Raw genomic sequence first — 20,570 nt, forward strand, 5'->3', positions numbered from 1 at the left:
GTCCGTCAGGGCTTCAGGTTCACCAGGTAGGTGCCGTCCAGGGGCACGGCCAGGAACCGGCGGTTGATCTCCTCCAGGGTCCGGGCAGGGTCCACGTCGGCGAAGCGCCCTGGATGGATCCAGTGCGCCAGGGCCTCGATGAAAACCACGTGCAGGGGCGAGTCGTTGAAGGCGTGCCAGATGCCGTGGCTGTTGCCGGACCGTACGGCGGGCAGGGCATCCAGGCGGTTTGCCTGGATCAGGCGCCGCAGGCTGGCGCGGGCATCGGCCTGGGTGACCCCTGCGCCGATGGCCAGTCCGCTGCTGGCGTTGGATCCGGTGCCGGTCGCCACGTACACCTGTGGCGCGCGCGCGTTGATGTATTCGAAATTCAGCTTGCCGGTGGCGGTTTTCAGCACGTCGGCGCCGATGTTGTGCCCGCCGGCGTACTGGACCATCTCGTTGAAGGTCCCCGCGCCCGGCGAGTTGCAGCAGTCCGTGACGCCCGCATGCGCGTGCACGAAGACCGGCGGACGCTGGTCGTCGGGCAGGTCGGCCAGCCGTTGCGCGATGGCCTGCATGTGCTGCTGGTAGAAGCGGATGAAGCGTTCGGCCTGGTCTTCGCGGCCGATGGCCGCGCCCAGTGCGCGCAGGCTGGGCACCGTGTTCTCCATGGGGCGCATGAAGAAGTCGATGACGATGACCGGCACGCCGGCCGCGTCCAGGCGCCGGATGATCGGTGAGTCGTCGGCCGCCTGGCCCTGGATCAGGCCGGCAAAGGACGCCGTCATCACCACCAGGTCCGGGCGCAGCCCCAGCGTGCGTTCGACCGAGAACGATTCTGCGGTGTGGCGTCCCACGACGGGCACGTCCGCCAGGCGGGGGAACCGTTTCAGCGCAGCGCGGTAATCCGGGGCGAAGGAGGTCCTGAATTCGTCGGACCAGCCCGCCAGGATCGCGGCTGGGTCGGGCGTCAGCAGAGACAGCACCTGGAAGTGCCGGGCCTGGGCCAGGACCACGCGCTGCGCCGGCCCCGGCAGGGTGACGGAGCGGCCAAGGATGTCCGTGACCGTGATGGGCGTGGCGCCAGCGGGGGCGGCGAACAGGGCCGACAGCAGCATCAGCAGCAGCGCCGCCAGCACGGAGCGGGGGCTCGCCGACCGCGAGGCAGTGGGCCTTCCGGGGCGAGCGTGATCGCGGACCAAAGCAGCCGTGTGGCGGAAATCCAGGGAAGACATGGTGGCGGGCTTTTCGGGAATAAGGGGTTTTGAGGATCAGGCAGCGGGCTGGCAGAGCCCGTCGATCAGCACATGGCGCAGACCGTGCGAGCAGGTTTCCACGCGGGCATTGACCTGGTAGACCCGGGCCAGGGAATCAGAGGTGATGACGGCATCGGGGCTGCCGTGGCCGACCAGCTCGCCTTCCTGGATCAGCAGCACCTCGTCGCTGCGCTGCAGGGCGATGTTCAGGTCGTGCAGCACGATCAGGGTCGTCAGTCCATGTTGCCGCGTTTCCTGGCGCAACAGGTCCATCACGTGGCATTGATAGTTCAGGTCCAGAGCCGACAGCGGTTCGTCCAGCAGCAGCAGGCGCGGGGTGCGGATCAGGGCCTGGGCCAGCCCGACCAGCTGCTTCTGGCCGCCGGACAGCTCGTCCAGGTAGTGCATGGCCAGGTGTTCGATGCCCAGCCGCGACAGCACGTCCAGGATGCGCTGGGGGCTGGCGTCCTGCGCCTGGGGCGACAGGTCCGACGCCCGGGCTGCCACCAGCACGGATTCGAAGACCCGCAGGTGCACCGAAGCGGGCAGGGACTGGGGCAGGTAGACGACCTGCTGGGCGCGCTGCTCGAAGGACAGGCGCGTCAGGTCCTGGCCGTCCAGCAGCACCTGGCCGTGGGATTTGAGCAGCCCGGCGATGGCCTTGAGCAGCGTGGATTTGCCGCTGCCATTGGGTCCCAGCAGGGACACCACCCGGCCGGGGGCCAGCGGGCCGGCTGTCAGCTGGCGGATGACGGCGTGGCGGCCGTAGGCGACGGAGAGGTCCTGGATCTGCAGCATGGTCAGGGGATGTTCAAGTTCATTTCACCTGCCGGCGCAGGACGACGGACAGGAAAAACGGGACGCCGACCAGCGAGGTCACGATCCCCACCGGCACGATGATGCCTGGCACGATGTTCTTCGATGCGATTGAAGCCAGCGACAGGATCGTGCCGCCCACCAGGGCGCTGCCCGGCAGGTAGAAGCGGTGGTCCTCGCCGAACAGGCGCCGAGCGATGTGGGGGGCGATCAGGCCGACGAATCCGATGGTGCCGACAAAGGAGACGGCCAGCGCTGCCAGGATGCTGATGCGCAGCAGCGCCGTCAGCCGCAGGCGCGGCACGTCGATGCCGAAGCTGGCGGCCCGGTCCTCGCCCAGGCGCAGCGCGGTCAGCTTCCAGGTGTCGCGCAGCGACAGCGGCAGCAGCAGGGCGATCACCAGCAGCAGAACGCCCAGTTTCGGCCAGGATGACCGGGACAGGCTGCCCATGGTCCAGAACACCAGGCCTTGCAGGGCCTCGGCGCTGGCCACGAACTGCACCAGGGACACGGCGGCGTTGAAGGAAAACACCAGCGCGATGCCGAACAGGATCAGGCCGGAGGTGCTCATGGCCCCCCAGCGGGCGACCAGGTCCAGCAGCAGGGCGGACACCAGGGCGAAGACGAAGGCATTGGCCGCCACCATCCAGGATTGCGGCACGCCGGGCAGGGACAGCCCCAGCACAATGGCCAGCGAGGCGCCGAAGGCGGCGGCCGACGAGATCCCCAGCGTGAAGGGGCTGGCCAGCGGGTTGTTCAGGATGGTCTGCATCTCGCCGCCCGCCAGGCCCAGGGCCAGGCCCACGGCCACCGCCATCAGTGCGTAGGGCAGCCGGATGTCCCAGACGATCACGCGGGTGGTCGGGTCGGCTTGCGCGGGCTGGAACAGGGCGTGACTGAGTTCGGCCCACCCCAGGCCGGATGGCCCCAGCATGAAGTCGGCCAGGACCGACGTCAGGATGACCAGCCCCAGGATCGTCACCAGCAGCCAGCGGCGGCGCTGCAGGTGACGATATTTTTGCAGGGTGGGGGAAAGGGCGGCTTGGGCTGAGTTCATGAATGAGAAACGTTTACAATCTCGCCAGTATAGAGGATCAATGATGGCCCCGTCATGACGACAACCGTTTCCGAGTACGCGTTACCCCTGGCGGACGGCCGTCGCTGCGCTGTGCGGCTGGCCGTGCCGCCCGGGCTGATGCCGCCGGGCGGCTGGCCGGTGGCCTATGTGCTGGACATCGGCCAGTTCGAGACGATGTGCCGGGCTGCCGGCGCGGGTGGGCTGCCCGGCATCCTGGTCGGGCTGGGGCCGCAGATGCCGGCCCAGCGGGTCTGGGACTACCCGCCGCAGGGCTGGGCGGCGGCATACTCCCGTGGCGATTCGACCGAGAGGCATCAGGCCGGCCCGGCGGGGTTTCTCGCCCCCGGCCCGCAGCCGACAGACACGCAGGCCGGGGCTGCGCGATGGTTGCGCGTGCTGGACCAGGTTCGCGTCCGGACGGCCGCCGATTTCCGGCTGGATCCGCGTCGCCAGGTACTGGCCGGGCATTCGCTGGGGGCGATGTTCGCCCTCTACGTCCTGCTGCATCGACCGCAGGCCTTTGACGGCTACGTGCTGTCCAGCCCTTCGGTGTGGTGGGGGCGGGGCTATGCGCGGCGCCTGGTGCATCGGCGCCTGCCCTGGCTGGCCCGGCAGGGGCTGCCGGATCTGGGCGTTTCCCTGACGGTGGGGCAGTATGAGCAAAGTCTCAGTCCCGCCGAAATGAGCCTGCGCGCGGAAGAGCGCGAGCAGCAGTTGCTCAAACGCCAGCGCCGCGCCATGGTCGACGGCGTGCGGGCGCTGGCGGGGGACCTGGCTGCCTGCCCCGGCCTGCGGCTACGCCATGCCGTGCTGCCGGGGCATCTCCACCGGACGGCGCCGCAGGATGCGCTGATGGAAGGGTGGCGGTGGCTGCTGGAGGGTGGGGGCGCTTGATCTGAATCAGGCTGGCGATATTTTGTGTTGCAAATGAGAACGATTGTCGTTTATATTTCGCGGGATCTTGATAATTCTCATTTGCAATACAAGGAATCTTCCATGCCGCTCTCCAATTATCCCGGTCGCGCGCTGCCGTCCCTGGGCCTGTGTTTGTCTCTGGGGCTGCTTGGCTCGGCGGCCCAGGCGCAATCCGCCGTCGCCCCGACCATCAGCGACGTGACGCAGCTCGATCGCGTCGTCGTCAAGGCCGAACAGGAACTGAAGCAGACCCCGGGCGCGTCCATTATCACGGCGGCCGACATCCAGAAATCCCCGCCCGCCACGGACGTGTCGGAAATCATCCGCACCATGCCGGGCGTCAACCTGACCGGCAACGCGGCCAGCGGCCAACGCGGCAACAACCGCCAGATCGACATCCGCGGCATGGGCCCGGAAAACACCCTGATCCTGATCGACGGCAAGCCCGTGTCCTCGCGCGGGTCGGTGCGCTTCGGCTGGCGCGGCGAACGCGACACGCGCGGCGACACCAACTGGGTGCCGCCCGAGCAGATCGAACGCATCGAGGTCCTGCGCGGCCCGGCCGCCGCCCGCTACGGCAACGGCGCGGCCGGCGGCGTGGTGAACATCATCACCAAGCCCGCCTCGGACAAGCTGACCGGCTCCGTCTCGGTCTATGGCAATCTGCCCGAACACAGCGACGAGGGCTCGACCGGCCGCACCACCTTCAGCCTGGCCGGCCCGATCTCCGACAGCCTGGACTTCCGCCTGACGGGCAGCGCCGCGAATTTCCAGGGGGATGCGTACGACATCAACCAGGACCATGCTTCCTTACGCGGGGGTAGCAACAAGGGGACCTTCCCCGCCGGTCGAGAAGGCTTCAAGAGTCGTGACGTCAATGGCGTGCTGAGCTGGAAGCCCGCCGCAGGTCACAAGATCGACTTCGAGGCCGGCTACGGGCGTCAGGGCAACATCTATGTGGGCGACACGCAGAACACCAACACCAATGACATGGTGAAGCGTGAACTGGGCGGCGAGACGAATCGCGTCTATCGTCAGGCCTACTCCATTACTCACAATGGCGATTGGAATGCGGACACGCATACGCTGAGCTATCTGCAGTATGAACAGAGCCGCAATACCCGTCTGCTGGAAGGCCTGGCCGGCGGTACCGAAGGCGCGTTCAACGATCCGACCAATCCCAAGGTCAAAGACGGCGGTTACGGCGACATTGATCTGCGCACGCTGACCGCCCATACCGAACTGAACCGGCGCCTGAACTGGGGCGGCATCGACCAGATGGGGACCTTCGGTCTGGAATGGGTGCGCCAGGATCTGGAGGACCAGGCATCGGATCTGGCCGCGCGAAACAGTCCGAGCGCCAAGATGCCCAAGGTGCCCTTCGCGTACAACCCCAAGGCGCATGCCAACATCTATTCCGTATTCGCCGAAGACAATCTGTACGTCGGCGACCGCTGGACCGTGACGCCCGGCCTGCGCTTCGACCGTCACAGCATCCAGGGCAGCAACTGGAGTCCGTCATTGAATCTGTCCTACATGGTCAACGACCAGTGGACGGTGAAGGCCGGAATCGCCCGGGCGTACAAGGCACCTAACCTGTACCAGAGCAATGCCGGATATCTGTTGTACAGCGCGGGCAATGGCTGCTGGGGCAATGCGCCGGGGGGCACGGAAGGCTGCTTCCTGCTGGGGAACCCGGATCTGAAGGCGGAAACCAGCATTAACAAGGAACTGGGCGTCGAATTCCGCAGCCCGGACGGGCTGGGCGCCAGCCTGACCTATTTTCACAATGATTACCGTGACAAGATTGAGGCGGGACGCACCGCTATCGATTCTTTCGTCGGGAGCACCAAGCTCAAGCAGAACGTCTTCCAATGGGAAAACATTCCCCGCGCCGTCGTGCAGGGCATCGAAGGCAACCTGACCTGGCCTTTCGCGCAGGACTGGCTGTGGTCGACCAACTTTACCTACATGATCGAATCGGAGAACAAGGAGACGGGCGAGCACCTGTCCACCATTCCCGAATATACGATCAATAGCACGCTGGACTGGGCCGTGACGCCGGCCTGGTCCCTGCGCGCCAAGGCGACCGTGTATGGTGAGCAGGAAGGGCCGACGTACGACTACTACGGCCAGCCCCTGACAGGCAGCGCCACGGACAAGGTCCCGCCCTATGCTCTATTCGGCCTGAGCGCGCAGTACAGGGTCAACAAGCACCTGCGCGTGACGGCCGGCGTGGACAATGTGTTCGACAAGCGCATCTTCCGCCGGGGGAACGCGATCGGCGTCAACATGGACAATGCCAACTACATCTACGGCGCCGGCGCCTACACCTACAACCAGCCCGGCCGTTCCTTCTTCATGGAAGTGACTAGCTCATTCTGATCGGCCGCTGGCTACGACACAAAAGTCCCATGTCCCCTTTCCCGAGGGGCGTGGGACTTTTACCATGGGGCGCGTCAAATTCGACGGCAGGATTCCATCATCTTGCGCCATCATTTGATCGTATTTACAATTTACATGGAAGCGGCCCATCATGGAGATCGAATACGACCCTGTCAAAAACGCTCAAAACGTTGTTGATCGCGGCTTGTCGTTCGAACTTGCGCGGCATCTGGATTGGCGTGAGGCTCTGGTTGTTGCGGACGTTCGCCGGAATTATGCGGAGTCGCGTTTTCGAGCGATGGGGCCGATCCAGGGACGTTTGTATGTGCTGATTTTCACGATACGGGGCGTCAGGTTGCGAGTCATCAGCCTGCGCAAGGCCAATGCGCGTGAGGTTGCCCAATATGAAAAAACCAGATCCTGAATTATTGGATTCCGACAACCCGGAATGGGGCGAAGCGGATTTTGCGCGGGCGCGGCCTGCTGCCGATGTGCTGCCCGCCGATTTGCAGGAGGCAATGGGCATACGCCGGCGGGGACCGCAGAAGATGCCGGTCAAGAAAATGATCACAATTCGTCTGTCGCCTGAAGTCGTGGATGGCTTCCGGGCGACAGGGCCGGGCTGGCAGGCGCGGGTGGATGCCGTCTTGAAGAACTGGCTGAAGACGCACCGCGCCTAGACCGCCCCTTGGGCGGCTTTCTGCCTTGCCTACGCTTGGCGCGAGCCCGCCTTGCCCGCCATGCGCAGGATGTCGTCCAGGGCATTGCCGTCGCCATTCGCGTCGAGCATCGAATTCAGGCTGCCGAGCAGGCCACCGAGTCCGCCCGTGTTCTGCGCCTGCTTCTGGAAGCCGCCCATCACGGCGGGCAACAGTGCCTGGGCACCGCTGGTGGCCTGAGTTTCGCTGATGCCGAGCTGGCGGGCCAGGGATTCCAGCCCGCCGGCCTGGGCGAGGATGTCGGTGAGTTGCATGAGAGATCTCCCTTGACGCGGATGGCGGTCCCTGCGGGCGGACCTGTGCGCTGCGCAGCCCGCAGGATGAGGTTCAGTCCAGGAGGTCGGCCGGCACGTTGCCGCCGTTTTCCGCCAGGCGGGCCAGCACGGTCTTGTGCAGCCACATGTTCATTTGCGCGGAATCCCCCATCTTGTCTGCCGGGCAGCCCAGTTCGGTCGCCAGTTCCTTGCGTGCGCCCAGGCTGCTGTCCATGTCCAGCAGCTTCATCAGGTCGACGATGGACGTCTTCCAGTTCAGTTTCTGGGCGTTGGCGGCGGCTTTCTGTTCCAGTTGGCCCACGACGTCCACGACGGAAATCGCGGGGCTGGCCGTAGCCGTCGGGGAGCTTGAAGCCGCAGCGTCAGGCGCCGGGGCGGCCTGTGCGCCGCCGAAGCCCAGTTTTTCGAGAATGGTGCTGAACAGACCCATGACGATCTCCTTGATGTTTCAGTGAACGAATTGTCAGCGCATTGAACCATCATCAGGAGGGAACGGGCGGTTTCTTGACAGTATTTGACGGCGTGCCAAGGCAAGATTCTGCGTGGGGCCGCCTCGGGTCGGCCAGCGCGGCGCGCCTAGACCGTCTTCCTGGGCCGCCCCCGGGGGGCCGGGCTGACGCGCCGGGATGCCAGGCGCCCCAGGTGCGTCAGGAAGATTTTTTCCCCCAGCGCCCATTGCCCGTGCAGGGCTGTTTCGATCTGATGTGCTTGCGATTCGGCCAGGCCTGCAGCCAGGCGTTTGCGCCAGGCCGCCTGTCGGGCGAAGGGCGTGTCACCCTCGCGCCAATAGTCGGGGTGATCCAGCAGCCAGCCCGTGGTGCCGGCTGCGCTGGCTGCCTGCCCGGCATGTTCAGCCGCCGACGACCAGGGCCACTGGGTGGCGGTGGATACGTGACCGGTGCCGGCCGCCAGCGATTCCACCCAGATCATGGCGGGCAGCACCCAGCGGCCCGGTTCCAGCAGCGCATTGTGATAGCGGCCCGCGTATACCCGCGTGCGCAGCAGGCCCGATCCCATGCGCCGCCCCAGGGCCTGCATCAGGCGGGGCAGAGCCTGCGCATCGCCGGGCGTGGCCAGCAGCGTGATCCGATCGGGCAGGATGGCCCAGGCATGGATGGCAACGGCTGCCAGGCCGGTGGATGTCGACGGCGCGGCATCGGAGGGGGGCGGTTCAGGGGGCGGAATGCCTGGGGGGCGGGCGGATGCGCGAGCCTCTTCGGCCAGCCAGCTGGCGATCCGGTCCAGGGCTGCCCCCGGCGCGGGCGCGTCGGCGGGCGCCAGCGGCCGGGCGAAGCGGGCCTGCGCCAGTTGCGGGACGCGAGGAGCATACAGGCGTGGAAGGCGGGCCATGATGTGTGTCGAGGCCGTTTCCGGTCGACGTATCCGTCAGGACCTTGGATTATAGAGGTCTTGCGCGTGGACCCGCCGCCATGCAACATGACGTGGAAGACATTGCTCGTGCATTAATTCAAACGATCGTTTGAATTTTGGCTGCAAATCAGCGACAATCGAGAAATCGGCTTGCGGCGCGGGATCGGAGGATCCCCAGGACCAGAGGATGCCAGGAGCACCCGGCTTCCGGGGCCGACATGCCAGGGAGCCACCCATCCGGGACCTTCCATCATTGTGAGAGGACACCATATCATGCAAACCAGTCAGTCCGCCCCCCTGTTCATCCGCCGCGTGGCGGTGTGCGGCGCCGGGGTCATGGGCGCGCAGATTGCCGCCCATTGCGTCAATGCCGGCGTGCCGGTGGTGCTGTTCGACCTGGCAAAGGACGACGGCCAGGGCGGCAAGAACGCCATCGTGAGTCGCGCCCTCGCCCAGCTGAAGAAGCTGAATCCCGCGCCCCTGGGCGTGGATCGGCTTGCCGATCTGATCACCCCGGCCAACTACGACGAGGACCTGCATCTGCTGGCTGATTGCGACGTGGTCATCGAGGCCATCGCCGAGCGCCTGGATTGGAAACGCGACCTGTATCACAAGCTGGCCCCGGCCCTGAACCCGCATGCCATCGTCGCCAGCAATACATCCGGCCTGTCGATCACGTCTCTGTCCGAAGCCTTGCCGGAGATCCTGCGCCACCGCTTCTGCGGCGTGCACTTCTTCAATCCGCCGCGCTACATGCCGCTGGTGGAACTCATCCCCACTGCTGCGACCGAGCCGGCGCTGCTGGACCACCTGGAAACCTTCCTGGTGTCGCAGCTGGGCAAGGGCGTCGTCCGCGCGAAGGACACGCCCAACTTCATCGGTAACCGCATCGGGGTGTTCGGCATCCTGTCTGTCTTTCATCACACCCAGGCCTTCGATCTGCCGTACGAACTGGTGGACGATTTGACCGGCACCCGTCTGGGCCGCGCCAAGTCCGGCACCTACCGCACGGCGGACGTGGTCGGCCTGGACACCCTGGCGCACGTCATCAACACCATGAAGGATCAGCTGCCCGATGATCCCTTCCATGCGCAGTTCGTGATCCCGCCCGTGCTGGCCGGCCTGATCGAGAAGGGCGCCCTGGGCCAGAAGACCAAGGCAGGCTTCTTTAAAAAAGAAGGCAGGCAGATCCTGCGCCTGGACCCCAAGGCCGGCGAATACGTGCCCTCGGGCGAGAAGGCCGACGACGAGGTCAAGGAAATCCTGAAGGAACGCGATCCTGCCAAACGCCTGCAGGCGCTGCACGATTCCGACCACCCGCAGGCGCAGTTCGTCTGGGCGGTGTTGCGCGACACTTTCCACTACAGCGCCGTGCACCTGGGCGACATCGCCGACAGCGCGCGCGAACTGGACCAGGCCATGAAATGGGGTTTCGGCCACAGTTTCGGCCCCTTTGAAATCTGGCAGGCCGCCGGCTGGCAGCGCGTCGCCGGCTGGATCAACGAGGACATCGCCGCCGGCAAGACCCTGTCGTCCGCGCCGCTGCCCGCCTGGGCCACCAGTGGCCCGGTCTGGGACAAGCAGGCCGTGCATACGCCGGAAGGCTCCTTCAGCCCCGCCGGGAACACCTACGTGCCGCGCAGCGCGCTGCCGGTCTACCAGCGCCAGATCGGCGCGCCGCGCCTGGTGGGCGAGGGGCTGGCGATCTCGCCCGCCGTCGTCTATGAGAACGATGCGATCCTGTGCTGGACGCTGCCCGCCCCGCACCCGCAGGACGTGCTCATCGCGTCCTTCAAGACCAAGATGCACACCCTCAGCCCCGACGTGGTGCGCGGCGTGGTGCATGCGGTGGATCTGGCCGAGCAAGGCTACAAGGCCCTGGTCATCGGCCAGCTGGAAGACCCATTCTCGGCCGGCGCCGATCTGAAGGCCATGCTGCCGGCCTTCATGACGGGTGGCGTCAAGGCCGTCGAGCCCATCCAGAAGGAAATGCAGGACATGGTACTGCGCGTGCGCTATGCCCAGGTGCCGGTGGTGGCTGCCGTGGCAGGCCTGGCGCTGGGCGGCGGCTGCGAACTGTCCGTGCATTGCGCCCGCCGCGTGGCGCACCTGGAAACCTACATCGGTCTGGTGGAAGTCGGTATCGGCCTGGTGCCGGGCGCAGGCGGCATCACCTACAGCGCCCGCCGCGCCGCAGAGATCCAGGCCCAGTCGGCGCCGGATGCGCCGCTGCTGGCCTACGTGAAGAACTTCGTGCTGTCCGTGGCGACTGCCCGCGTGTCGAAGTCCGCCCTGGAGGCCCGCGAGATCGGCTATCTGCGCGATTCCGATCCCGTGGTCATGAACCGCCACGAGCTGCTGTACGTGGCCGTGCGCGAAGCCGCCAACCTGGCCGAACAGGGCTACCGTCCGCCGCTGGCGGCGCGGTTCCCGGTGGCCGGACGCGACGCCATCGCCACCTTGCGGGCCCAGCTGGTGAACATGCACGTGGGCGGCTACATCAGCGACTACGACTTCCACATCGGCCTGGAAGTGGCGACCGCCATCTGCGGCGGGGACGTCGATCCCGGCAGTCTGGTAGACGAGGCCTGGATGCTGAAACTGGAACGGCAGGCCTTCCTGGGCCTGCTCGCCAACCCCAAGACACAAGAGCGTATTGCCGGGCTGCTGCAGACCGGCAAGCCCGTCCGCAACTAAGGAGACCTTCGATGACCGCCCTGCAACAAGCTTATATCGTCGCTGCGACGCGCACGCCCATCGGCAAGGCCCCGCGCGGCATGTATTCCCACACTCGGCCCGATGACCTGCTGGCCAAGGCCATCCGGGGCGTGCTGGCCCAGGCCCCCAACCTGGACCCGGCCGCCATCGAGGACGCCATCGTCGGCTGCGCCATTCCCGAAGGCCCCCAGGGGCTGAACGTCGCGCGGGTCGGCGTGCTGCTGGCAGGGTTGCCGCAGTCCGTGGCCGGTGTCACGGTCAACCGCTTCTGCGCCTCTGGCCTGACGGCCGTGGCCATGGCGGCCGACCGCATCCGCGTGGGCGAGGCCGATGTGATGCTGGCCTGCGGCACTGAATCCATGAGCCTGGTGCCTACCATGGGCATCAACACCTCCTTCAGCCCCGATGTCTACCTGAACGACGACAACATCGGCATTGCCTACGGCATGGGTGCGACGGCTGAACAGGTCGCCGAGCGCTGGGATGTTTCCCGTGAGGACCAGGACGCCTTCGCCCTGCGTTCGCACCAGCGCGCTCTGGCGGCGCAGCAGGCCGGTGAATTCACCGACGAAATGCTGCCGGTGGAAATCGTCCGTCGCGTGCCGGACCTGGCCACGGGCGAAGTCCGCGAAACCCGCCACATGGTGTCCCTGGACGAAGGTCCGCGCGCCGACACCAGCCTGGAAGCCCTGGCGCGCCTGCGTCCGGTGTTCGCCGCCAAGGGCAGCGTGACGGCGGGCAACAGCTCGCAGACTTCCGATGGCGCTGGCGCCTTGCTGGTGGTGTCGGAACGCGCCCTGAAGGAACACAATCTGACGCCACTGGCGCGCTTCGTGTCCTTTGCCGTGCGCGGCGTGCCGCCCGACATCATGGGTATCGGGCCCAAGGAAGCCATACCGGCCGCCCTGCAGAAGGCTGGCCTGACGCTGGACCAGATGGGCTGGATCGAACTGAACGAGGCCTTCGCTGCCCAGTCCCTGGCCGTCATCCGCGACCTGGGCCTGAACGAAGATGTCGTCAATCCCATGGGCGGCGCCATCGCCTTGGGCCATCCCCTGGGCGCGACCGGTGCGATCCGTTCGGCCACGACCATCCACGCCATGCGCCGCCGCAATCTGCAGTACGGCATGGTGACCATGTGCGTGGGCACGGGCATGGGCGCAGCAGGGATCTACGAACGCTGCTGATCGTCTGGCAAAGATCGCAACGCATCCAGACACCGTAGGCGGCAGGCTTGCCTCTATACTTTCACCCATGACACAAGCCCCCTTGCCCGTGCCGACCGACGTGCTCGCGCCTCTGACCGAATTGCCCGAATGGAAGCGCTTTGTCGTGGCGGCGCAGACCTGTCCGTCGCAGACCGATGGCCTGGATCTGGTCGAGGCTCCGGGCCTGACGCTGGACGCCAGCGGCCAGCGTCATTCCAGCGATCTGCTGGCGGCGGGCGAGGCCCTGTTGCGGGCGCGCGGGTTCGGGGAACAGCGCCGGCGACTGTTGGCCGGCGAGACCGTCAATGTCACGGAAAACCGCGCCGCCTGGCATACGGTGCTGCGGGCGCCCACGGCACCGGCGGATGTGCAGGCCGAACGCGAACGCATGGATGCCTGGGTGCGCCGGGCGGACGCCGAACGCCGTTGGCGCCATATCGTGCATGTGGGCATCGGTGGTTCGGATTGGGGAGTGCGCCTGGCTGTGTCCGCCTTCGGATATGCCGGCACCTGGCGCGACGTGCGTTTCGTTGCCAATATCGACGGCCACGCCATCGAAGGCGGTCTGGCAGGGCTGGACCCGCGCGACACGCTGGTCGTTCTGGTGTCCAAATCGTTCACCACGTCCGAAACGCTGGAAAACGGGGCGCGAGCGCGGGAATGGCTGTTGGCTGCGGGGCTGGACCCGGCCGAGCACATGGCGGCGGTCACTGCCCAGCCCGAGCGCGCCCGCGCCTGGGGCATTCCGGATACGCAGATCTTTCGCCTGTGGGATTGGGTCGGTGGCCGGTTTTCCGTCTGGTCCGCTGTCAGCCTGACCACCGCCCTGTCGGTGGGGGCGGACGTGCTGGCGGGGCTGCGCATGGGGGCTGCGGCCATGGATACGCATTTCGCCCAGGCGCCCCTGTCGGCCAATGCCCCGGTGCGCATGGCGCTGGCCGGCATCGTCAATCGCAGCATCCTGGGGCAGGGGTCCCTGAACATCGCGCCCTATGATTCGCGGCTGGCGAACCTGGTGCCCTATGTGCAGCAGCTGGATATGGAGTCTCTGGGGAAATCCGTCGATCAGGCCGGCCGGCCGGTCGGGGTGCCCACTGGCCCCGCCGTCTGGGGCATGCCCGGCACGGACGCCCAGCATACGTTCTTCCAATGGATGCACCAGGGCAGCGATGGCGCCCCGGTGGATTTCATCCTGTGCAGTCAGGCCGACCACCATTGGGCGCAGCACCATCGCCAGCTGCTGGCCAACTGCCTGGCCCAGCGCGAGGCCCTGATGCGCGGCAAGACTCTGGCCCAGGCGCGCGCCGAATGCCTGGCCGAAGGACTGTCACCCGAGCAGGCCGACTGGCTGGCGCCGCACCGCGCGCATCCGGGCGGGCGCCCCAACCATCTGATCGTCCTGCCGCGCCTGTCGCCCTATTCTCTGGGCGCGCTGCTGGCGCTGTACGAACACCGTGTCTTTACCCAGGGTGTCATCTGGGGTATCGACCCCTTCGACCAGTGGGGCGTGGAATACGGCAAGGTCCTGGCGCGCGGTATTGTGCAGGCGCTGGCCCCCGCCTCTGGCACGGTCGCCCAGGCCGATGCGCACGACGTCTCGACCTGCCACTGGATCCGGCAGTTGCGCGGCTGATGCCCGCCTGCGGTTTCCGGTACAGTGCAGTGACGATGGAACACACGGATACGGATACGGGATGGCCATGACAGACCTGATTGAATTGACGCCTGCCGATGGCGTGCAGATTTCGCTGGTGTATGCGACGGCGGACAATCTGGTCGGGCGTCCCATCTATGCCCCGGGGGCCCGCTGCGCCCTGCGTCCGGCAGCGGCGGATTGCCTGCGCCGCGCCGCGCAGGCAGCTCGCCGGGCTGGTCTGGAACTGGTCGTCTACGATGCCTATCGGCCAGCGGCGGCGCAGGCCGTGTTCTGGAAGGCCCTGCCTGATCCGCGCTACGTGGCCGATGCCGCCCTGGGGTCCAACCACACGCGCGGGGTGGCCGTGGACGTGGGCCTGCTGGAAATCGGCGGGCAGCCGCTGGACATGGGTACGGGCTTTGATGACATGCGCGACCAGTCCCACCACGATCGCGACGATGTGCCGCCCGAGGCCCAGCGCAACCGCCACCTGCTGCTGGGCATCATGCTGCAGGCCGGCTTTCGTTCGATTCCCACCGAATGGTGGCACTACGAATTGCCGAATGCGCAGGAATATGCGTTACTGCCGGAGAGCGATATGGTCCAGGTGTACCACACACATTAAGAAGACCCGCAGCTACTTGTTTGATGGACGGAGACACACATGCAATCCATGATTCAGACCGGCGTGCGCCGGGCCGTGATGGCAACCCTGATGGGCATCGGCGCCTTGGCCATGACAGGCGGGGCGGTAGCGGCCACGCCGGCCGACACCCTGGTCATCGGCAAGCCCGCCGACCCCCAGACGCTGGACCCGGCAGTCACGATCGACAACAACGACTGGACCGTCACCTATCCGGCCTATCAGCGCCTGATGCGCTACAAGCAGATCGATGGCAAAGGCTCGACCGAGGTCGAGGGCGACCTGGCAGCCAGCTGGACGGCATCGCCCGATAATCTGGTGTGGACCTTCACCCTGAACGGCGGCCAGCAGTTTGCCGATGGCACTCCCGTGGATGCCCAGGCCGTGAAACTGTCCTTTGAACGGTTGCTGGCTAAAAAACAGGGCCCATCCGAAGCCTTCCCCGCCGACATGCAGATCGACGCGGTGGATGCCAAGACCGTGCGCTTCACCCTGAAAAAGCCGTTCGCGCCGTTCCTGTATACCTTGGCCAACAATGGCGCATCCATCGTCAATCCGGCCGCCATGCAGCGCCCGGATGCCGATGCCTGGCTGTCCGGCCACACGGCAGGGTCCGGGCCCTACCAGCTGGTGTCCTGGCAAAAAGGCCAGGCCCTGACGCTGGAACGCAATCCCCATTATGCCGGCTCGAAAAAGCCCACCCTGGATAAGTTCGTGGTCAAGATCGTGCCCGAATCCTCCGCCCGCCGCCTGCAACTGCAAAAGGGCGACCTGGACGTGGCCGAGGAACTGCCGGTCGATCAGCTGCAGGCCCTGAAAAAAGACAAGGCCGTGCACGTAGCGGAATTCCCGTCGCTGCGCGTCACCTACCTGTACCTGAACAACGCCAAAGGCCCGCTGCAAAGCGCCGATCTGCGCCATGCGGTCGTGGATGCGCTGGACTACAAGGGCATCGTCGACGGCATCATGATGGGACAGGCCAAGCAGATGCGCGGCCCGATCCCCGAGGGCATGTGGGGCCACGATGCCGATCTGCCGCAGCCTAAACAGGACGTGGCTGCCGCCAAGGCCCTGGTGGCCAAGGCCGGTGGCGTCAAGACGCCGGTGCTGCTGCGCTATTCCACCCAGGATCCCGCCTGGGAACCCATCGCCCTGACCGTGCAGGCCAATCTGACGGCGGTCGGCGTCCCGGTCAAACTCGAAAAACTGGCCAACGCCACCCTGCGTGAAAACCTGGGCCAGGGCAATTTCGACATTTCCATCGGCAACTGGAGCCCGGACTTCGCCGACCCCTATATGTTCACCAGCTACTGGTTCGATTCGGACAAAAAGGGCCTGGCGGGCAACCGGTCCTTCTATTCCAACCCGCAGGTCGACGGCTGGCTGCGCGAGGCTGCTACCCTCAGCGATCAGGCCCAGCGGGTGGCCCTGTATAAAAAAGTCCAGGAACAGGTCGTCAAGGACGCGGCCTATGCCTATCTGTACCAGAAGAACTACCAGGCCGGCCTGGCGGCCAATGTGCAGGGTTTCGTGTTCAATCCCATGCTGGAGCGCGTCTTCAACGTTGCCGACATGAAGAAATGATGGGCAGTCCGTTCGTCGCTCCGGCCGCTGATGGGCCGGGACCCGAAGGGACTCGGGCATGAATGGGGCGTGGCTGCCGGTCGTGGGCCGGCGACTGCTCAGCCTGGTGTGGGTGGTGGTGGGGGTGTCCCTCATCACCTTCATCATTTCCCATCTGGTGCCTGGCGATCCGGCCCGTCTGGTGGCGGGAGACCGGGCCACGCCGGAAATCGTCGCGCATATCCGCAGCCAGCTGGGGCTGGATCTGCCCCTGCCGCAGCAATACCTGCGCTACATGGGGCAGCTGCTGCAAGGCGACCTGGGCACATCCATCCGCACGCATCGCCCCGTGCTGCAGGATATCGCGGCCTTCTTTCCGGCGACACTGGAACTGGCCCTGGTAGCCCTGCTGCTGGCGACGGCGCTGGGCATCCCCCTGGGGGTGCTGTCCGCCGTCTATCGCAATCGCCTGGCGGATCACGTGGCGCGGACGCTGGCCGTGGCCGGCATTTCCACCCCGGCGTTCTGGCTGGGCCTGGGCCTGATCGTCATCTTCTATGGAAAACTGGGCTGGTTGCCGGGGGGCGGGCGCATCGACCAGGGCATGGTTCCGCCGCCCGGCGTCACCGGCCTGTACCTGATCGACGCCGCCCTGGCCGGTGACTGGCCGGTGTGGCGCAGCGCGCTGCAGCACATGCTGCTGCCCGCCGTGACCCTGGGTTTCGTCCATCTGGGGGTGGTGGCTCGCCAGGTGCGTTCCTCCATGCTGGAACAGCTCAACGAGGACTACGTACGCACGGCGCGGGCCTATGGCCTGTCGCCCTGGGCCGTGGTGCTGCGCCATGCCTTGCCCAACGCCCTGATTCCCTCCGTCACCGTCCTGGGACTCGCCCTGGGAGACCTGCTGTATGGCGCAGTCCTGACGGAAACGGTCTTCGGCTGGCCGGGCATGGGGGCCTATGTGGTGGATTCGATCCAGGCGCTGGACTTTCCGGCTGTGATGGGCTTTGCCGTCGTGGTGTCCTTTGCTTACGTCGTGCTGAATCTGCTGGTCGACCTGCTGTATCGGCGGCTGGATCCGCGCATCCGGGGGATCGGATGACGTACTTCTGGTATCAGCTGCGCCGCAGCCCCTTGATGTTCCTGGGCCTGTTGATCCTGCTGGCGGTCGGCCTGGCGGTCGGCCTGGCCGGCTGGGTGGCGCCTTACGACCCGGAACAGATCAATCTGGTTCAGCGCCTGGCGGCGCCTTCCGCTCAGCACTGGTTCGGCACTGACGAGGTCGGGCGCGATATATTCAGCCGGGTCCTGTATGGCGGGCAGCAGTCCATCGGGGTGGGGCTGTTCGTGGCGGGCTGTGCCAGCGTGGTAGGTGCGATCATCGGCTGTTTTTCCGGCATCCTGGGCGGTCGCCTCGACGGCCTGATCATGCGGTCCATGGATGTCGTGCTGTCGGTCCCGTCGCTGGTGCTGATCATGGCGCTGGCCGCCGCCCTGGGACCCAGCCTGTTCAACGCCATGCTGGCCATCACGCTGGTACGTATCCCTTTCTACGTGCGCCTGGCGCGCGGCCAGACGCTCAGCATCCGCGAGATGGCCTATGTGCAGGCCGCCTGGACCTTCGGCGCCAGCCGGCGTCATGTGGTGCGCTGGCACGTGGTGCGCAATGCAGCCTCGCCCATCGTGGTCCAGGCCACGCTGGATGTGGGCGGCGCGATCCTGATGGCGGCGGCGCTGGGGTTCATCGGTCTGGGGGCTCAGCAGCCCACGGCGGAATGGGGGGCCATGGTGGCCACGGGCCGCAACTTCCTGCTGGATCAGTGGTGGTATACCGTGACGCCGGGCTGCGCCATCCTGGTGACGGCCCTGGCCTGCAATCTGGTGGGCGATGGCGTGCGTGACCTGCTCGATCCGAAGTCGAGGGTGAAATGAGCCCGGATACCACCCCTGTCCTGGACGTGCGCAGCCTGTCCCTGGAATTCCCGGTCTTCGGCGGATCTGTCCGCGCGCTCAATGGCGTCAGCCTGCGCGTCATGCCCGGAGAGATCGTCGGCATCGTGGGCGAATCCGGTTCCGGCAAATCCGTGACGGCCATGGCAGCCCTGCGGCTGCTGCCGCCCGGTGCGTATCGGGTTACGGAGGGCAGCCTGCGCCTGGGGGGCGACGATGTGCTGGCTGCGCCCGAACCACTCGTGCGCCAATGGCGCGGTCGCCGGGCGGCCATGATCTTTCAGGAGCCCATGACTGCGTTGAATCCTACGCAGCGGGTCGGCGAGCAGATGTCCGGGGTCTTGCGCGTGCATCGCCGCATCAGCCGCAGCGATGCCCTGACCCAGGCGCAATCCCTGTTGCGCGACATGATGATTCCTGATCCGGCCCAGGTGCTGCGTGCCTATCCGTTCGAGCTGTCGGGCGGCATGCGCCAGCGCGTCATGGTGGCCATGGCCTTTTCCTGCGATCCGGATCTGCTGATCGCCGACGAACCCACGACGGCGCTGGACGTCACCGTGCAGCGCCAGGTCCTGCAACTGCTGCGCCACCATGCGCGCGAGCGCGGCACCGCCATCCTGTTCATCACGCACGACATGGCCGTCGTATCCCAGTTGTGCGACCGTGTGTACGTGATGTACGCGGGCACCGTGGTCGAGCAGGGCCCCACCCGGCAGGTGCTGCGCGATCCGCGCCATCCCTACACGCGAGGCCTGCTCGAAGGCCTGCCGGAGGGCGCGCCGCCGGGCGCGGATCTGGCGGCCATTCCGGGGCAGGTGCCGGACATGCGCCATCCGCCCACGGGCTGCCCGTTTTTCGATCGTTGCACATACGCGGATGACGTCTGTCGCCAGCGGCCGGCCTTGTTGCCCCTGGACGCCGCCGCTCCTGCTGGCAATGAGGCGCCGGACAGGCGTCGGCTGGCGTGCTGGCACCCCCTGGCGCCATCGGATGCGATCGAGGGGCGGACATGACGATCATCCGCCCTGCCGGCACGGATCGGCCGCCCCAGAGCGCGGTGCTGGATCTTCGGGATGTCCGCGTGCGTTTCCCCATGGCGCGCGATTGGCGCGGCCGTGTCGTGCAATCGGCTCATGCGCTCAATGGCGTCGATCTGCGGATCCTGCGTGGCGAGGCCTTCGGCATCGTGGGAGAATCCGGTTGTGGCAAAAGCACGCTGGCCCAGGTGCTGATGGGGCTGTTGCCGCCCACCGAAGGCAGCGTGCAGCGCCAGCCTCGCGATGATGGCCGGCCGGCCAATGTCCAGATCGTTTTCCAGGACCCTCAGTCTTCGCTGGATCCGCGCCTGCCGGCCTGGAAGGTGATCGTCGAGCCGGTCGTCGTCCGGGGGCGGCGTGCCGCCGCGCCAGAGTCGGCCTTATGGCAGGGCAGGGCGGCCTTGCGCGCCCGCTCGGCGGAACTGGCCGCGCAGGTGGGTCTACGACCCGAGACGCTGGATCGCTACGTGCATGAGTTTTCCGGCGGCCAGCGTCAGCGCATTGCAATCGCCCGCGCCCTGTCCTCCGATCCCGACGTGATCGTGCTGGATGAGCCGACCTCGGCGCTGGACATCTCGGTGCAGGCGCAGATCCTGAATCTGCTGCAGGACCTGCGCCGCCGCCATGGGTTGACGTACGTGCTGATCTCGCACAATGTGTCCGTCGTGCGCCATCTGTGCGACCGGATTGCCGTCATGTATCTAGGCCAGATCGTCGAGCAGGGAGCTGCCCGCGACGTGCTGGAATCGCCCCGGCATCCGTATACCCGAGAGCTGCTGGACGCGGTGCCGCGCCTGGATCGGCCCTGGGTGGACGATGCGCCCGCCGCGCCTGTGGAATTGCCGGGCAATCGCACCTTGCCTGTCGGCTGTTTTTTCCGGGAACGCTGCCCGTGGGCGACACGGGGATGCGAATTGCCGCAGCCGCTGCTGCATGACGCGGATGCGCCCCAGCATCTGTTTCGCTGCCATGTCGCGCAGCGCTCGCCTCGCCGTCCGGAATGAAAAAGCCACGGCAG

General features: G+C 66.5%; 19 protein-coding genes. 13 read left to right on the forward strand and 6 right to left on the reverse strand.

The features are described from left to right. Nucleotides 1–5: 5 nt before the first annotated feature. Genes VDP74_RS08355 through VDP74_RS08365 form a run of 3 tightly spaced genes read right to left on the reverse strand, consistent with a single transcriptional unit; the run spans nucleotide 6 to nucleotide 3,111 of the window. The gene (locus tag VDP74_RS08355) at nucleotides 6–1,217 is read right to left on the reverse strand and encodes an ABC transporter substrate-binding protein (RefSeq protein ID WP_322999165.1); all 1,212 of its coding nucleotides are present in this window, start codon (nucleotides 1,215–1,217) and stop codon (nucleotides 6–8) included. Nucleotides 1,218–1,253: 36 nt separating this feature from the next. After that, a complete protein-coding gene (locus tag VDP74_RS08360) occupies nucleotides 1,254–2,036 on the reverse strand; it encodes an ABC transporter ATP-binding protein (RefSeq protein WP_322999166.1) in 783 nt (260 codons plus the stop codon). A gap of 19 nt (nucleotides 2,037–2,055) precedes the next feature. After that, entirely contained in the window at nucleotides 2,056–3,111 is a 1,056-nt protein-coding gene (locus tag VDP74_RS08365) for an iron ABC transporter permease (RefSeq protein WP_322999167.1), read from the reverse strand. A gap of 54 nt (nucleotides 3,112–3,165) precedes the next feature. Here VDP74_RS08365 and VDP74_RS08370 point away from each other — a divergent pair, with 54 nt between their 5' ends. The 4 genes from VDP74_RS08370 (at nucleotide 3,166) to VDP74_RS08385 (ending at nucleotide 7,112) form a co-directional block, all read left to right on the forward strand. Next, the gene (locus VDP74_RS08370) at nucleotides 3,166–4,026 is read left to right on the forward strand and encodes an alpha/beta hydrolase (RefSeq protein WP_322999168.1); all 861 of its coding nucleotides are present in this window, start codon (nucleotides 3,166–3,168) and stop codon (nucleotides 4,024–4,026) included. Between the two features lie 102 nt (nucleotides 4,027–4,128). Continuing rightward, a complete protein-coding gene (locus tag VDP74_RS08375) occupies nucleotides 4,129–6,432 on the forward strand; it encodes a TonB-dependent siderophore receptor (protein WP_322999169.1) in 2,304 nt (767 codons plus the stop codon). A gap of 151 nt (nucleotides 6,433–6,583) precedes the next feature. Further along, nucleotides 6,584–6,856, forward strand: coding sequence for a BrnT family toxin (locus VDP74_RS08380; RefSeq protein ID WP_322999170.1), 273 nt, complete (start codon nucleotides 6,584–6,586; stop codon nucleotides 6,854–6,856). Next, a complete protein-coding gene (locus VDP74_RS08385) occupies nucleotides 6,837–7,112 on the forward strand; it encodes a BrnA antitoxin family protein (RefSeq protein WP_322999193.1) in 276 nt (91 codons plus the stop codon). The genes VDP74_RS08380 and VDP74_RS08385 overlap by 20 nt, the downstream gene beginning before the upstream one ends. A 29-nt stretch (nucleotides 7,113–7,141) precedes the next feature. Here the strand turns inward: VDP74_RS08385 and VDP74_RS08390 are convergent, their stop codons facing one another. From VDP74_RS08390 to VDP74_RS08400, 3 genes are all read right to left on the reverse strand, one after another. After that, entirely contained in the window at nucleotides 7,142–7,405 is a 264-nt protein-coding gene (locus VDP74_RS08390; RefSeq protein ID WP_322999171.1) for a DUF937 domain-containing protein, read from the reverse strand. Nucleotides 7,406–7,478: 73 nt separating this feature from the next. Next, nucleotides 7,479–7,856 carry a DUF3597 domain-containing protein gene (locus VDP74_RS08395; RefSeq protein ID WP_322999172.1) on the reverse strand — a complete coding sequence of 126 codons (378 nt, stop codon included), beginning with the start codon at nucleotides 7,854–7,856 and terminating at the stop codon, nucleotides 7,479–7,481. A gap of 146 nt (nucleotides 7,857–8,002) precedes the next feature. Next, entirely contained in the window at nucleotides 8,003–8,776 is a 774-nt protein-coding gene (locus tag VDP74_RS08400; RefSeq protein WP_322999173.1) for a hypothetical protein, read from the reverse strand. 294 nt (nucleotides 8,777–9,070) lie between these two features. On the opposite strand from VDP74_RS08400, the gene VDP74_RS08405 reads away from it, so the two are divergent. The 9 genes from VDP74_RS08405 (at nucleotide 9,071) to VDP74_RS08445 (ending at nucleotide 20,556) form a co-directional block, all read left to right on the forward strand. Beyond that, a complete protein-coding gene (locus VDP74_RS08405) occupies nucleotides 9,071–11,494 on the forward strand; it encodes a 3-hydroxyacyl-CoA dehydrogenase/enoyl-CoA hydratase family protein (RefSeq protein WP_322999174.1) in 2,424 nt (807 codons plus the stop codon). An 11-nt stretch (nucleotides 11,495–11,505) separates the two neighbouring features. Then, nucleotides 11,506–12,702, forward strand: a complete 1,197-nt coding sequence (locus VDP74_RS08410; protein WP_322999175.1) for an acetyl-CoA C-acyltransferase — start codon at nucleotides 11,506–11,508, stop codon at nucleotides 12,700–12,702. Nucleotides 12,703–12,769: 67 nt separating this feature from the next. Continuing rightward, on the forward strand, nucleotides 12,770–14,356 hold the full coding sequence (gene pgi / locus VDP74_RS08415) for a glucose-6-phosphate isomerase (protein ID WP_322999176.1): 1,587 nt from the start codon (nucleotides 12,770–12,772) through the stop codon (nucleotides 14,354–14,356). 61 nt (nucleotides 14,357–14,417) lie between these two features. Continuing rightward, nucleotides 14,418–14,984 carry a D-alanyl-D-alanine dipeptidase gene (gene ddpX, locus VDP74_RS08420; protein ID WP_322999177.1) on the forward strand — a complete coding sequence of 189 codons (567 nt, stop codon included), beginning with the start codon at nucleotides 14,418–14,420 and terminating at the stop codon, nucleotides 14,982–14,984. A 39-nt stretch (nucleotides 14,985–15,023) separates the two neighbouring features. Continuing rightward, nucleotides 15,024–16,586, forward strand: a complete 1,563-nt coding sequence (locus tag VDP74_RS08425; RefSeq protein ID WP_322999178.1) for an ABC transporter substrate-binding protein — start codon at nucleotides 15,024–15,026, stop codon at nucleotides 16,584–16,586. Between the two features lie 58 nt (nucleotides 16,587–16,644). Continuing rightward, nucleotides 16,645–17,667, forward strand: coding sequence for an ABC transporter permease (locus VDP74_RS08430; protein ID WP_322999179.1), 1,023 nt, complete (start codon nucleotides 16,645–16,647; stop codon nucleotides 17,665–17,667). Further along, entirely contained in the window at nucleotides 17,664–18,497 is an 834-nt protein-coding gene (gene ddpC, locus VDP74_RS08435) for a D,D-dipeptide ABC transporter permease (protein ID WP_322999180.1), read from the forward strand. The genes VDP74_RS08430 and ddpC overlap by 4 nt, the downstream gene beginning before the upstream one ends. After that, nucleotides 18,494–19,528 carry an ABC transporter ATP-binding protein gene (locus VDP74_RS08440; RefSeq protein WP_322999181.1) on the forward strand — a complete coding sequence of 345 codons (1,035 nt, stop codon included), beginning with the start codon at nucleotides 18,494–18,496 and terminating at the stop codon, nucleotides 19,526–19,528. Before ddpC ends, VDP74_RS08440 begins: the two co-directional genes overlap by 4 nt. Further along, nucleotides 19,525–20,556: an ABC transporter ATP-binding protein gene (locus VDP74_RS08445; RefSeq protein ID WP_322999182.1), complete on the forward strand. Its 1,032-nt coding sequence runs from the start codon at nucleotides 19,525–19,527 to the stop codon at nucleotides 20,554–20,556. The genes VDP74_RS08440 and VDP74_RS08445 overlap by 4 nt, the downstream gene beginning before the upstream one ends. The last annotated feature ends 14 nt before the right edge of the window (nucleotides 20,557–20,570 follow it).

This window comes from Castellaniella sp. (assembly GCF_034674885.1).
Taxonomy (GTDB): Bacteria; Pseudomonadota; Gammaproteobacteria; order Burkholderiales; family Burkholderiaceae_B; genus Castellaniella.